General features: G+C 60.9%; 14 protein-coding genes. 1 reads left to right on the forward strand and 13 read right to left on the reverse strand.

The genetic code is table 11. The annotated features are described in order from the left end of the window. Window positions 1–85: 85 nt before the first annotated feature. From DESUT3_RS12405 to DESUT3_RS12425, 5 genes are all read right to left on the reverse strand, one after another. The gene (locus DESUT3_RS12405) at window positions 86–1,837 is read right to left on the reverse strand and encodes an MOSC domain-containing protein (RefSeq protein ID WP_221248802.1); all 1,752 of its coding nucleotides are present in this window, start codon (window positions 1,835–1,837) and stop codon (window positions 86–88) included. 146 nt (window positions 1,838–1,983) lie between these two features. Further along, on the reverse strand, window positions 1,984–2,445 hold the full coding sequence (locus tag DESUT3_RS12410) for a YHS domain-containing (seleno)protein (protein ID WP_221248803.1): 462 nt from the start codon (window positions 2,443–2,445) through the stop codon (window positions 1,984–1,986). Window positions 2,446–2,729: 284 nt separating this feature from the next. Then, a complete protein-coding gene (locus DESUT3_RS12415; protein WP_221248804.1) occupies window positions 2,730–3,212 on the reverse strand; it encodes a nuclear transport factor 2 family protein in 483 nt (160 codons plus the stop codon). Between the two features lie 93 nt (window positions 3,213–3,305). Then, complete coding sequence (locus DESUT3_RS12420; RefSeq protein ID WP_221252544.1) at window positions 3,306–3,986, reverse strand: cysteine hydrolase; 681 nt, start codon at window positions 3,984–3,986, stop codon at window positions 3,306–3,308. A 213-nt stretch (window positions 3,987–4,199) separates the two neighbouring features. Further along, window positions 4,200–4,763 carry a carboxymuconolactone decarboxylase family protein gene (locus tag DESUT3_RS12425; protein WP_221248805.1) on the reverse strand — a complete coding sequence of 188 codons (564 nt, stop codon included), beginning with the start codon at window positions 4,761–4,763 and terminating at the stop codon, window positions 4,200–4,202. Window positions 4,764–4,988: 225 nt separating this feature from the next. Here DESUT3_RS12425 and DESUT3_RS12430 point away from each other — a divergent pair, with 225 nt between their 5' ends. After that, entirely contained in the window at window positions 4,989–6,587 is a 1,599-nt protein-coding gene (locus tag DESUT3_RS12430; RefSeq protein ID WP_221248806.1) for a sigma-54-dependent Fis family transcriptional regulator, read from the forward strand. 52 nt (window positions 6,588–6,639) lie between these two features. Here the strand turns inward: DESUT3_RS12430 and DESUT3_RS12435 are convergent, their stop codons facing one another. The 8 genes from DESUT3_RS12435 to DESUT3_RS12470 all read right to left on the reverse strand — a co-directional run bounded on the left by DESUT3_RS12435 (window position 6,640) and on the right by DESUT3_RS12470 (window position 12,465). Then, window positions 6,640–7,077: an HAD domain-containing protein gene (locus DESUT3_RS12435; protein ID WP_221248807.1), complete on the reverse strand. Its 438-nt coding sequence runs from the start codon at window positions 7,075–7,077 to the stop codon at window positions 6,640–6,642. 435 nt (window positions 7,078–7,512) lie between these two features. Beyond that, on the reverse strand, window positions 7,513–8,118 hold the full coding sequence (locus tag DESUT3_RS12440) for a hypothetical protein (protein ID WP_221248808.1): 606 nt from the start codon (window positions 8,116–8,118) through the stop codon (window positions 7,513–7,515). 191 nt (window positions 8,119–8,309) lie between these two features. Then, a complete protein-coding gene (locus DESUT3_RS12445) occupies window positions 8,310–8,729 on the reverse strand; it encodes an acyl-CoA thioesterase (RefSeq protein WP_221248809.1) in 420 nt (139 codons plus the stop codon). A gap of 154 nt (window positions 8,730–8,883) precedes the next feature. Then, window positions 8,884–9,699: a bifunctional DNA-formamidopyrimidine glycosylase/DNA-(apurinic or apyrimidinic site) lyase gene (gene mutM / locus DESUT3_RS12450; protein ID WP_221248810.1), complete on the reverse strand. Its 816-nt coding sequence runs from the start codon at window positions 9,697–9,699 to the stop codon at window positions 8,884–8,886. 18 nt (window positions 9,700–9,717) lie between these two features. Beyond that, window positions 9,718–10,203 carry a WbuC family cupin fold metalloprotein gene (locus tag DESUT3_RS12455; RefSeq protein ID WP_221248811.1) on the reverse strand — a complete coding sequence of 162 codons (486 nt, stop codon included), beginning with the start codon at window positions 10,201–10,203 and terminating at the stop codon, window positions 9,718–9,720. A gap of 27 nt (window positions 10,204–10,230) precedes the next feature. Then, window positions 10,231–10,737 carry a YchJ family metal-binding protein gene (locus DESUT3_RS12460; RefSeq protein WP_318835936.1) on the reverse strand — a complete coding sequence of 169 codons (507 nt, stop codon included), beginning with the start codon at window positions 10,735–10,737 and terminating at the stop codon, window positions 10,231–10,233. A gap of 31 nt (window positions 10,738–10,768) precedes the next feature. Beyond that, window positions 10,769–11,620 carry an oligopeptide ABC transporter permease gene (gene opp4C / locus DESUT3_RS12465; RefSeq protein ID WP_221248813.1) on the reverse strand — a complete coding sequence of 284 codons (852 nt, stop codon included), beginning with the start codon at window positions 11,618–11,620 and terminating at the stop codon, window positions 10,769–10,771. A gap of 185 nt (window positions 11,621–11,805) precedes the next feature. Further along, entirely contained in the window at window positions 11,806–12,465 is a 660-nt protein-coding gene (locus DESUT3_RS12470) for a GspE/PulE/PilB domain-containing protein (protein WP_221248814.1), read from the reverse strand. Window positions 12,466–12,642: the final 177 nt, after the last annotated feature.

The raw sequence follows: 12,642 nt of genomic DNA on the forward strand, positions 1-12,642 counted from the left end.
CTTTTCGTTGTTTCCTTCGCTTGTTCCGGTTCCCGGATTTTCCATCCCGTCGACGCGCTTCAACACACCCGGCGCGTCGGCAGGCTCACACATCGATCACCAGGTCCGTCCTGGGCCGGGCGCAGCAGAGGAGCACCCGTCCGGGATAGGGCGGATCCAGCGGCTCGACGACATAGTCCACCTCGCCTTCGAGAAGTTCATGCATGCAGGTCTGGCAGATCCCCGAGCGGCAGTCGAATTCGGGAAAGATCCCCTGGTCCTCGGCGAAGTCGAGCAGGTTGTCGTAATCGGGGTCCCACCGGGCCGTGACCCCCGATTTGAGAAAAACGACCTCGAAATCGGCGGCCCCTGAGGCCGGTTTGGGTTTTCGCAAGGGGATCCGGGTGCCCTCAGTCAGCAGGGAGGCGGGGCCGAAGAGTTCGTAACGAATCCGGCCCTCGGGAACGCCCCAGGCCCGCAGGTCTTGAAACAGCGACTTCATGAAAGGGGGTGGGCCGCACAGGAAGAAATCCATCTCCCTGTTCGGGAGCAGTCGCTTGAGCAGCTTAACGCTCACATGGCCGGAACTGTCGTAGTCCAGCCCCTTGATGTCGTCGGGACGCGGTCGGCTGTAGCAGATATGCACCCGGACATTGTCGTTCTCGGCGGCCAGTTGGCGCATGTGCTTGCACATGGCGTGATGGAGGCCGTTGCGGGTGCCGTGCACGAACCAGACCGGCCGCGTCTTGCCGACATGGACGATGGCGTTGAGCATGCTGATCATGGGGGTCAACCCCACGCCGCCGCTCAACAGCACCACCGGCGTCTCCTCCGCGGGATCCAGGTAAAAATCGCCGCGCGGCGCCGCCACGCTGAGCCGCGCGCCCGGCTCGACCTGGTCGTGGAAGTAATGGGAGCCCGAGGCGATCGAAGGGTCAACCGGGGGTGGTTCCCGCTTGATGGTGACGCGGTAATAGCCTTCGTGGCAGGGTCCGTCGGAGAGGGAATAGGTGCGGATCACCGGCCGGGGCCAGCCGGGGATGGCCAGCTTGAAGGTGAGATACTGCCCCGGCAGGTAGACCGGCAGGGGTACACGGTCTTCGGGAATGATGTAAAAGGAAGTGATGTCCCGGCTTTCAGGCACCTTCTTGTCGACGACGAAGGTCCGAAACCCCTGCCAGGCCCTGGCCGCAGCCCGGGGCTTTTTCGGGGCACCCTCCGAGGTCCCAATCAGCTCCGCGAAGGCGTCGCGCCAGCCCTGCGATAGGGCGGGGATGCGCAGCGCCCGGTGGAGCCTGTCGAGGTTGTCGTAGTCGAAATAGAGCAGATGGGCCGTTTCCCGCACCGACATCTGCTCCGGACCGGGTTTGACTCGCTCAATGGTGTCGCCGGCGCCGACCATACCCTCTTCCAGTACCCGGAAATAGAATCCCAGACGACCGCTGGCCAGAAACTGCCGAGAGAAGCCCGGCATCTCCATCTTTATCTCCAGCTTGAAGCAGGGGACCCGGGGCTGGCTCACCTCCAGCAGGGCCTCGCCGATCCGAAAGACGTCGCCGATGTGGACCTGGTCGTCGGGCAGGCCTTCAACGGTGAGGTTTTCGCCGAATTGGCCGTAGGCGAGATCGGCTCGCCCCAACTCCCGCTCCCAGTAGTGGTAGCTGGCGAGGTCATAGACGTAAACCGCCTTGTCGACGCCGCCGTGGACGGTCAGGTCAGCCTGGCCGTCGCCCTCCAGGTTGAGTTTTCTCACCATGACCCGCCCCGCCACCGACTCCTTAAAGATGCCCGAAGTCACCGATTTACCGTCGTAAGCGATGGTCTTGGGCTTGGAAACATTGACTGAGAGGAGTTTCATGACAGCAACCTCCATACTAACGGGTCAAAGGCTCTGAGCCTCCAAGGGCCTCTTGATATGACCGACGATCGTCTCCAGGTCCTCTTCCAGGCGCTTTTGCATGAAACAGGAGGCAGGCCTGATGCCTGCCTCCCTAGTGTCGGGCCCTACAGTTCGCTTGGAACCTTATCCTTGATCTTCGGCCAGTTGACATCCGCTTTCTGGATGTAGCCGGGGATGTCCTTCAGCCATTTGTTTTGGATATCGGCATCGAGATTGAGGTACAGCTTGCCGTCCACGATCCGCCAGGCCTCCGGATCGCTGTAGAATTTTTTGCCCACCGCGACCCCATAGGCGCAGTAGCCACCAAAGGCAGGCAAGTATTGTTCGGGGTTTTTGTCGAAACGCTCCTTATTCTTCTCGTTGGCAAAAAGGTAGGTTTCGCCATCGTGCTCAGAGACGAACCAGCCGCTGCCACGCATCGGTTCCTTCTCGGTGTGATAGGACACTACGTCAAAGCCTGAAACAGCGACGGTGGCCTGTTCTATGCTGCCTGCCAGTGCCGTTTGGCTGGTAACAACCAACAGCAGTGCAATCAGGGTGATGGAATAATATCGGAGTCCGAACATGGCTTTTCTCCTTTTTAACGGGTTTTCCTTCTTTTATTAACCCTGTTTGCAAGTTCATTCTACTTTCGCTCGATGAATTCGCAACATCCTCCAGGCGGTTTGGAAAGGCCACGCCCTAACCAGTTTTGCGGGCCTGTCCCGCCCCCTGCTAAGGCCCTAATTGACTTTTCATGGTCTTTCTCCTTCCCATCGGAAGGGGGCAAGCCCCTGGAAGCCTTTCGGCCAAGACAAACGAAAGTCGATCGTCCAGCGAGGCCTGCTCTTGCTGGACCCGACGGTCAAACTCAGGCACCCAGTTCGGAAAGGCCCGGGTGGTCATCGGGGCGACGACCCAGCGGCCAGTGGAATTTACGGTCCTCCTCCCTGATGGGCAGATCGTTGATACTCGCGATGCGCTGGCGCATCAGACCGTGCTCGTCGAATTCCCAATTCTCGTTGCCGTAGGCGCGAAACCAGTTGCCCGCATCATCGCGCCACTCATAGGCGAATCGCACGGCGATACGGCTTTCATCAAAGGCCCACAATTCCTTGATGAGACGGTAGTCCAATTCCCGCGCCCATTTGCGTTGCAAAAACTGCCTGATGGCCTCTCGCCCGGACAGAAACTCGCTGCGGTTGCGCCAGTCGCTGTCAATGGTGTAGGCGAGAGAGACCCGTTCCGGGTCCCGCGTGTTCCATGCATCCTCGGCCATGCGCACCTTCTTTATCGCTGTTTCCCGGGTGAAGGGGGGCAAGGGAGGACGGCTGATGCCCTCGATGTGTTCCATGGATTCTCTCCTTGTATATCGGTTTTCAAATAGTTTTCCTTACCTGTTGCGGGTGCCACCCGGACCGCCGGATCCGGGTGGCGGTAAGTATTGCTAGCGTCCAGCCATGGTCTGGATGGCCTCCTGGGTGGTCCAGACGGTGTTGGCCAGGAAGCGGAAATTCACCACCGCGGCGGCATAGCCATCACCCTCTTCGACCTGCGCGGCGGCGGTTGCGTCCTTCACCACGGCCACCTCAAACCCCTGCTCGAGCAGCTCGCGCAGATGCGACTCGGTACAGAGGTTGGCCGACATGCCGGCCAGGATCACCTTGTCGATGCCGCGCTTGCGCAGCTGCAGCACCAGATCGTTGGTCTCAGGGCCGTAAACCTTGTGCGGGCTGGTAACCACGGTCTCGCCGTCCTGAATGTACTTTTTGTAGCGCTCCAGCCAGTCCGCCCCCGAGCCTGCGAAGCCGGTTGTATCGAGGGCGTCCTTGCGGTCAAACATGCCGATAGTGTGCATCAGCTTCTCCAGCGCCCCTTCGAAACGCCAGCCGTGGTCGTGGGGGTAGTAGTAGTGCGGCGAGATGAATACCGGAATGCCGCTGCTCTTGGCGCTCTTGAACAGGGCCTCGATGTTTTCGACCGTGTTGTTGGCGACAACGCTCTTGCCGACCACGCCCCAGGTCACCCCCTTGGGGCTCAGGAAGTCATTCTGCGGATCGGTGATGACCAGCGCGGTGCGGCCTTTCTCGACTTGCATGCCCGGATCGGGGATTCCGGCCAGCGCCATGGCGGGAAGCAGTAAGGCGAAAACCAGCAGGGTGGAACCGAAGGTCTGTTTCGTGTTCATGGAATATCTCCTTTTTCATGGGTGTTGGGTCGATGAGCAGGAGCGCGCCAGTTGCCGGCGGTTTGTTAAGGGTGAGCGTAGTTTCTTTCATAGCACTTCTGCTCTTGGTTGCCGGACAGGGCACCCGCCCGGGTGCCCTGCCCCGATCAATGCTCAGGCGCTCTGCCGCTCCTGTTGATCGATCAGCGGCGCTACGGCCGGGAAATCGACCTTCGGGTCAGCCACGTGGTTGAAGTAGTTGGTGAACAGGTTCAGAGCGACGTTGGCCACGATTTCGGCGATCTCTCCGTCGCTGAACCCGGCCTTGCGAACCTGCGCCAGCTCATGGTCGTCAACGCGCCCGCGCTCGGTAACCAGCTTGCTGGCGAAACGCAGGGCAACGCGGGACTTGCTTTCCGATGACTCACCCCGGCGACTATCCAAAATCTCCTCCTGGCTCAGGCCGGCCATCTGCCCCAGGGCGCTATGGGCAGATAGGCAGTACTGGCAGCCGTTGGCTTCCCCGACGACCAGGGCGATCTGCTCCCGCAGCTTGCCCGGCAGGCTGCCACCCCCCAGGGCACCGCTGAAATTCAGGTAGGCGGTAAGGACTGCGGGCGATTGGGCCATGGTGCGCATCATGTTCGGGGTCATCCCGAGTTTTTTCTGGACACCTTCGAGAAGCTCCCTGGCTTTTCCCGTTGCCTCTTCAATTGCGATGGCTTTGATCCGTTCCATTGTTTTTCTCCTCTAGGGTTGGGCGGCTCAATGCCGCTTTGACTAGAAACAAGATCAATGACCATGCCAAATGAAAAAAATGCTTCAATGTGTCGATTTCAAAAGGTTTTTTTGATTCCACCCCAATGCGGAGGCGCAACCAAAACTGGTTGAAAAACGAAACTTGGTTGCACGGCAACCAAGAGTTGTTACCCTTGCCGTATGATTCGTTCGCTAGATCCGGAAATGGGGCTGGAAGATTACCGGTCACTGCTGCTTGACATGCCCCAGGAGCGCACCCTGGCCGGGGTTCTGAACCTCATTGTCCAGCGCCTGGCCGCCCGTTCCCAGGCCGCCCTCGCCAGAATCTGGCTGCTCAATCCGGCCGATATCTGCAGCGTCTGCCCATTGAAAGAGGAATGCCCCGGCGAGGAGGCTTGCCTGCACCTGGTCGCCAGCGCGGGCAAACCCCAAAATTCTCCCGGAGAGGACTGGTCGCGCCTGGACGGCGAATTCAGCCGGTTTCCCGTGGGCGTGCGCAAGGTCGGAACGATCGCGGCCACTGGCCAGCCAATCGAAGTCCTCGACATCGAGGCGGATGACGCCTGGATCGCCCGGCCTGACTGGGCGCGGCAGGAGAGGATCAGAGGCTTTCTCGGCCAACCCCTGGTCTGCCGGGGAGAAATGCTGGGGGTGCTGGCGCTTTTTACCCGGGCGCGGCCCGCTCCAGCGGAGGTGCAGTGGCTGCGGATGGTCGCCGACCACGCCGCCATGAGCATCGTCAATGCCCGAGCCTTCGAGGAAATCAACCGTCTGCACCGACAGTTGGAGCTGGAGAGCGATTTTCTGCGCCAGGAGATCGTCGAAATCGGCGCCATGGGTGAGTTCGTCGGCCAGAGCGCGGCGCTGCAGAACGTGATCCGCCAGATCGACATGGTGGCGCCGACCGACGCCAACGTCCTGGTCCTCGGCGAGTCAGGGACCGGCAAGGAACTGGTCGCCCGCGAAATTCACAAACGCAGCGAACGGCGCGAACGGCCGATGATCAAGGTCAACTGCGCCTCGATTCCCCGCGACCTGTTCGAAAGCGAATTTTTCGGCCACGTCAAGGGCGCTTTTACCGGGGCCCTCAAGGACCGTGGCGGACGCTTCGAGGCGGCCGATGGTGGGACCTTGTTTCTGGACGAGGTGGGAGAGATCCCGCTCGAGTTGCAGGGCAAGCTGTTGCGGGCCTTACAGGAAGGGCAATTCGAACGGGTTGGGGAAGAGCGAACCCGGCAGGTGAGCGTGCGGGTGATCGCCGCCACCAACCGCAACCTGAAAGAGGAGGTCGCAGCCGGCAACTTTCGCAGCGACCTGTATTATCGGCTCAACGTCTTCCCGATCGAGGTGGCCCCGCTGCGGGAGCGCAAGGAAGACCTCCAGCCTCTGTGTTCCCTGTTCCTCCGGCGGGCCGCCCGCAGGTTCGGCCGCTCGCTGCCGGGGCTTACCCAGGCCGACCTACTGCAGTTGCAGAATTACGACTGGCCCGGCAACGTGCGCGAATTGCAGAACATCATCGAAAGGGCGGTGATCGTCAGCAAGGGGAACCGACTGCGGCTGGACCTTGAAGATTCGCCCGGGGAACTTCAACAGGCGAAAACATTCGAAGTCAGCCAGGAGCCGGGCAAAATCCTCAGCGAAACGGAAATCCGCCACCTGGAGCGGCAAAACATCGAAACGGCGCTGAAACAGTGCTCGGGCAGGATTTACGGCCCGCAAGGCGCAGCCCGTCTGCTCGGCCTGCCGCCAACCACCCTGAACGCCAGGATCAAGAAAATGGGCATCAAAAAGGACAGAAACTGATGGTTTGCTTTTCCAGGTCCGGTGCGCACACCTCCCTGTAACGAGGCTCGGCTCAAGCGGCCAGCATCTCCGTCAGTTCACCGATATGCTCCTCGCAAAGCCCCTTCCCCGGTCTGGTCTGCAGCAGCCGGGATTTGAAGGGGGCCACATCATCGCGGTCATCCAGAATGGCAAAGTTGGATACCGGCTTCGGAGTCTGCTGCAGCCATGCCATAATCTCAGCCCCCCGAGTTTCGCCTTCCAGGTAAGGGGTTGTGCCGATAACCCGGCCATCGGCATGCAGCCCGGCGGTAATGAGCAGTTCTTCAAGCTCTTCGGCCGTGGCCCCCAGGCGCCAGGTTGAGGTGACCACGATCTCGAACTCGATCATTTCGGCAATGCGGTTCAAAACCTGAACCTTGTCAGGGTCGAACAGTTCGCCCCTCGCCAGGTTTTCACGGGTATTGAGAACGTCATCAAAATCGAGAAACAGGATTATCGAGGCTTGCATTGCGTTACCTCCCTTCCCCGGGCATGCCGCGCGACGCTTTCCCATGTGGGTACCAAGCCAGGAGCGTCGCGATTTATAAATGGCTGCGCCAGAAGGCCTTGCGACTTTTTTTACCCTCCGAATTGCATGCACAATGCCAACCTGAATAGCTCAACAAATCCCTGTAATTGCATTCACATTCTCTTCCCGAGAGCGGCATGGCCCGGAACCAGAAATTGGTGTTCGACGACTTCTCGTGGCCTGAGAAACGAAATTTGGTGATCAGGAGAAGACAAAGGGAAAGAACGTTGTGGGGTTAGTTCCGGGAACCGGATGCCGAATTGGGCGTCCCAGGTGATTGTCTGGCGGAAGAACGCCGCCGGATGAAATTCGCTTCGGAGAGCAATCCTCGCTTCAAAGGGAGGCGGTACCTGACCTGCCTGATGCGCAGCATCCTTAGTTCTTTCTTACCGGATAGTAAAAATCCCGGCACACAGGGCAAAGCCCGTGACTGACGTCCGGATGGGGGGCAGCCACCAGGGCGGGTATCCAGTCCCACCGGTCCTTGACCCGCAGATTCTTCACTCTCCTGCAGTGGGCGCACTGGTGAGCGAATCCGTGGGGGTCGAAGTAGTCATCGGGGTTCTCCTTTTCCGGCGATCTCTGCATCTCCCGCTCGATCAGGAGGCTGTTTACCACCAGGAACCCGGCGGAATTTCGCAGGGGGTAAACGATCTGGTGCATCAGCCGGTAGACCTCCGGGGAAGAGCATTCGTATTTATGTTCCCAGGGGCGCCCCGCGTCAAGACACCGGGCAAAGCCGTCGTTAAAAAAGTCCAGCAGTATGGCGGGAGTGGCCGTAAGAAGAGAGCTGCCCAGCGGCCACTCCCTGGAAATCAGCGGTTCCCCGCCGTTCTCTGCCGCAAACCTGAACCAGCCATCGTTGAAAAAGGAGAAGCTCAGATCCGGCCACAGCCCGAAGTTCGAGTGTTCCGGACTGTTCAGGATCTCGAATTCGAAACCCTCCAGAAGTCCCTGGAATGCGGGATGGATTTCGGGCATTGAAGGCTCCTCGTAGAACCAATATAACCGATTTTACTCTTTAAACCAGGGGCCTCCGAAACACCTCCAGTTTCTCCATCTTCCTTGTCAAAAAAAAGGCCACTCCATCCTGGAGAAGCCTCTGGCCCGATACCACCATCCCCTTCAAAAGGAGGCTGTATTTCGATGCTGATATGTCCGCAACCGATCGCTCACAAGGAGGCCCCCTCGAATTTCTGGAGCGCCCCCCTGAACCCGGCCGGAAGCCTCCGCGGCCTGCGCTTCTGGTAGTCGAAGGCGACCAGAGCCGTGGTCCCCTCGGCTGTCGCCCTCCCCTGCCGCTCGATGCGGTAGCGCATCACAAAGGAAGAATTGCGCAGCTCATCCACCCGCACGCCGATCTCCAGCTCCTCGCCCAGAAACATCTCCGCCAGGTATTTCACCTGGGCTTCGGGGAGGATGATCCCGCACCCCTCGCCGATGTCGATCTCGCCGTAGGGCCCGAGGTTGGCCAGGTAGGCGATGCGGGCGTCCTGAAAAAAATTGAGCACCGCCGAGTTGGCCACGTGCCCGCCGTAATTGACATCCACGACGCGCACCTTATAGGGGATGGTGAAGCGAAAACCTTCCATGGTGGGATCCTTTGCGAATGCTGTGACCACAGACACTACATGGGAGCAAAACGGCCTTGATTGCCACCACGAAGGGCACGAAGAAAAACCCCGAGGAACAAGGTCTTAACTTCGTGTCCTTCGTGTTCTTCGTGGTTACTAAAAAGGGGCCTCCTCACTTCTGGCAAGAAGCGCAGAAATAGCTCGCCCGCTGGCCCAGGCGCACAACCCTTATGGGCCGGCCGCACCCGGGACAGGGCTCCCCCTCCCGGCCGTAGACCCGCAGCTGGAGGGCGAAGTAGCCGGGCTTGCCCCCCTCGCCCCGAAAATCGCGGATCGTCGTTCCACCGGCGGCGATGGCTTCAGCGAGCACCTTCCGGATCGCCTCGGCGAGCAGTCGGTAGCGCTTGAGGCTGACGGCGCCGGCCTCCCGGCGGGGGTCGATCCCGGCGCGGAACAGGGCCTCGCTGGCGTAGATGTTGCCGACCCCGACCAGGACCCGCTGGTCCATGATGAAGGGCTTGACGGCCACTTTTCGGCCCCGGGAGCGCTGGAACAGGTAGTCGCCGTCCATCTCGGCGGCGAAGGGTTCGGGCCCCAGTTCGGCGAGCAGGGGGTGGTCCTGCGGGTCGTTGGGCAGCCAGAGCAGGGCGCCGAAGCGCCGCGGATCGTTGAAACGCAGGCAGTTGCCGTCGCTGAGGGCGATGTCGACGTGATCATGCTTGCCTGCCGGGGTCGCCTCGGGGACCACCCGCAGGTGGCCGGACATGCCGAGGTGAATCAGCGCCGTCCCCGCCCCGAAGCGCAGCAGCAGGTACTTGGCCCTGCGTTCGACTCCGAGGATGCTTTGGCCGCAAAGGGTTTCCTCGAGGGTCCGGCTGATGGGCCAGCGCAGCTTGGCCACGCGCACCACGACCCGGGTGACGATGCGCCCGGTGATCAGCGGCTCGATGCCGCGGCGGGTGGTTTCGACTTCGGGGAGTTCGGGCATAAGGTCAGTGGTCAGTGGTCAGTGGTCAGTGGTCAGAAGACCAGATTCAACGGTTTTCTGCAATTCCCGCAGGTAGGCAGCGGCCTCGGGGGTGCCCTCGGCGGGTGCCCAGGGGGCCCAGTCCTTGTCGGAGAGGGGAATATAGGGGCCGGGCTTGGTTTCGAAAAAAACCGAACCGGAATCCAGTGCGATCAGGCCATGCCAGGTCCCCGCAGGGATGTCGGCGCAGTTTGCCCCCGCCCCCAGGACGATCTGGTTTTCGACCGCACCTTCACCGGAGAAAACCAGCAGCGCGATCCGGCCGCGCAGCAGGACGAAGGTTTCGGATTTGGGGGGTTCGAGATGGCGATGGGGGCGAATGTAGCTGCCCGGTTCGACGGCGTTGAGAAGTCGCTGGCAGGGATCCTCGTAACTGTCGTGGATGTTGAAGTTCCTGCGCAATCTCGGGCTGGCCTGGGCTTCGCCCACCAGGCGATCGATCAGGTCGTCGTCGATAATTTTCATGGCCGGTCCGGATATTCGATAACGGGGTCAGAAGTAAACCTTGTCCTTGACCTTTTCGAAGTCATCCCAGCCGATATCGGCGATCTGGCCCGTGTATTCCTCACGGGAGAGCTTCTGGCTGGAATGGTAGCGCCAGCCCTCGGGCGTGCGCAGAAACAGGGAGAGCTCGAAACTCTCGCTGCGGGTCCCCTTGAACCGGGTATCCAGGTAAAAAATGACCCGGGCCTCGTCCCCGCCGGTTTTTTCCATGAGAATCCGGCATTCGAGGATCTCGAAGTCTTCGGCCAGGGTGCGCTGTCCATAGCGCAGATAGGCAGCCCGGTCGGGGAATTGCTCGATAAAGTAGGACTCGGGGTGGTAGGAATCGTAGATAAATTCAAAGTCCCCCCGGCCAAAGGCCCGGGCCCGGGCCTGGACCAGCTCGACAGGGGCAAGGTCCGGGATCGGACGAGGCTGCCCCGCTTTATCCAGGCAGCATTTTTTGTACTTTTTCCCGCTGCCGCAGGGGCAGGGGTCGTTGCGGCCGACGCTCATCCGTGGGCTCCTCGAAAAACCTCCATGCCCTTCACTCGCCTTCCTTGATGCGCGGATCCAGGGCATCGCGGATCCCTTCACCAAGCAGGTTGTAGCCGAGAACGGTGACCAGGATCGCAAAGCCGGGGAAGACCGAAAGCCACCAGGCGGTCCCCAGGGTCTGCTTGCCGGCGATCAGCATATTCCCCCAGGACGGGGTGGGAGGCTGGACGCCGATGCCGAGAAACGAAAGGGCGCTCTCGGTGAGGATCGCTCCGGCCACCCCCAGGGTCGCATGGACCAGCACCGGGGAGAGGGCGTTGGGGAGAATGTGTCTGAAGATCACCCGTAGATCGGCGGCCCCCAGGGCCAGCGCCGCCTGGACGAAGTCGCGCTCGCGCAGCGAGAGGAACTCGGCGCGCACCAACCGGGCCACCCCCATCCAACTGGTCAGGCCGATAATGATCATGATGTTCCAGATGGACGGCTCCAGAAAGGCGATGACCGCCAGGATCAGGAAAAAGGAGGGGAAGCAGAGCATGATGTCCACGAAGCGCATGATCAGCGAGTCGACCCAGCGGCCGTAATACCCGGCCAAAGCACCGAGCACCGTGCCGATCAGGGTGGCGATCCCCACGGCCACGAAGCCGACCAGCAGCGAGATCCGGGCGCCGTAGAGGATCCTGGCCAGTACGTCCCGGCCCAGGTCGTCGGTCCCTAGAGGATAGGCCCAGCTCGGAGCCTGCAGGCGGCTGGCGATGTCGATGGCGCCAGGGTCCCTGGCCAGGACAGGAGCGACCAGGGCCATGAGGAACATGAGCAGAACGATGACCAGGCCGCTCATGGCCATCCGGTTGGCCTGCAGGCGGCTCCAGAAAACATCTCGCAGGAAAAATGAACGCATGCTCGTCCCGAAAATACCGATTGAAAACCAGAGGTGTTGTAAAGCCTGAATCCATGGGTTCGGGGCGGGAAAAGACCATTGCCCGGGAAAGACGCACGGATTGGGGTAAAGGTTAAAGGAGAATGCCCGAAGGTTCAAGGGCAGAATCGGCATTTTCGGCGAAGCAGGCGCCGGGGCGCCTCTGGCTACTTGAGCCGCTCGTAGTCTTGAAGGGAGAGGACACCCCTGTCGCGCAGCAGAATCAGCAGCTGCTGCAGGCGCTGCTCCAGGCTCGCGGGGGGCTGGTCCGCCCCGGAGGACCCGGATAGCAGAAGCTCAGGCGATTCTTCCAGGTCGAAAAGCTCCGCCTTGTTCTCACGCACGGAGGGCGGTGCGGAGACCAGGTCCTCGTCGGCCGGAAGCGGTCCGTAGTGGCGCTCTATGGCCTCGAGGATCGACTTGCGCGAGGCGATGGCGGGCTTGACCCGGCAACCGGTGGCGAACTGAAGAGCGTCCAGCACATTGAGGTTGGTCGGATCCGACATGGCCACCAGCAGGTAGACCGTGCCATACATCTCCTTGCGGCCGATGGGGATGATGTTGTATTCGACCGCCTTTTCCATCGGCACATAGCCGAGCACGTCGGCGGGAATCTTGCGCCGCGCGGGGTCGATCTGGGGCAGTTCGAGCTGCTCGGCGAGAAAATCGAGCAATTTTTCCTCGGTCACGTAGCCGAGCCGGATCAGGGAGCCGCCCAGGCGGCCGCCCCAGTGCCGCTGGTAGGACAGGGCCGAGTCGAGTTGAAATTCGTCGATAATCCCGGCGTCGATGAGCATTTGGCCAAGTTTTACATTTTTTCTCGCCACGACAGATCCCTTCAGGTCCAGGTTGCAGTTCACATCCGTTCCGATGTTACGAGGTTCATGCAAAAAAGGTGCAAACCACCCGAAAGACCTGCCCCAACCAGCCAACCCGGCCCTTTTCAACCCCGAAGGGACGGAGCGGACACCGGCTGATGCTGCCGGAACCCTGGGCCGTGCCGC

It is taken from the genome of Desulfuromonas versatilis, from assembly GCF_019704135.1.
Classification (GTDB): domain Bacteria; phylum Desulfobacterota; class Desulfuromonadia; order Desulfuromonadales; family NIT-T3; genus Desulfuromonas_A; species Desulfuromonas_A versatilis.

Excerpts from the sequence above, each read along its gene's own strand:
- DESUT3_RS12405 (WP_221248802.1), bottom strand. The coding sequence starts at position 1,837 with ATGAAACTCCTCTCAGTCAATGTTTCCAAGCCCAAGACCATCGCTTAC.
- DESUT3_RS12410 (WP_221248803.1), bottom strand. The coding sequence starts at position 2,445 with ATGTTCGGACTCCGATATTATTCCATCACCCTGATTGCACTGCTGTTG.
- DESUT3_RS12415 (WP_221248804.1), bottom strand. The coding sequence starts at position 3,212 with ATGGAACACATCGAGGGCATCAGCCGTCCTCCCTTGCCCCCCTTCACC.
- DESUT3_RS12420 (WP_221252544.1), bottom strand. The coding sequence starts at position 3,986 with ATGGCGCTGGCCGGAATCCCCGATCCGGGCATGCAAGTCGAGAAAGGC.
- DESUT3_RS12425 (WP_221248805.1), bottom strand. The coding sequence starts at position 4,763 with ATGGAACGGATCAAAGCCATCGCAATTGAAGAGGCAACGGGAAAAGCC.
- DESUT3_RS12430 (WP_221248806.1), top strand. The coding sequence starts at position 4,989 with ATGGGGCTGGAAGATTACCGGTCACTGCTGCTTGACATGCCCCAGGAG.
- DESUT3_RS12435 (WP_221248807.1), bottom strand. The coding sequence starts at position 7,077 with ATGCAAGCCTCGATAATCCTGTTTCTCGATTTTGATGACGTTCTCAAT.
- DESUT3_RS12440 (WP_221248808.1), bottom strand. The coding sequence starts at position 8,118 with ATGCCCGAAATCCATCCCGCATTCCAGGGACTTCTGGAGGGTTTCGAA.
- DESUT3_RS12445 (WP_221248809.1), bottom strand. The coding sequence starts at position 8,729 with ATGGAAGGTTTTCGCTTCACCATCCCCTATAAGGTGCGCGTCGTGGAT.
- mutM (WP_221248810.1), bottom strand. The coding sequence starts at position 9,699 with ATGCCCGAACTCCCCGAAGTCGAAACCACCCGCCGCGGCATCGAGCCG.
- DESUT3_RS12455 (WP_221248811.1), bottom strand. The coding sequence starts at position 10,203 with ATGAAAATTATCGACGACGACCTGATCGATCGCCTGGTGGGCGAAGCC.
- DESUT3_RS12460 (WP_318835936.1), bottom strand. The coding sequence starts at position 10,737 with ATGAGCGTCGGCCGCAACGACCCCTGCCCCTGCGGCAGCGGGAAAAAG.
- opp4C (WP_221248813.1), bottom strand. The coding sequence starts at position 11,620 with ATGCGTTCATTTTTCCTGCGAGATGTTTTCTGGAGCCGCCTGCAGGCC.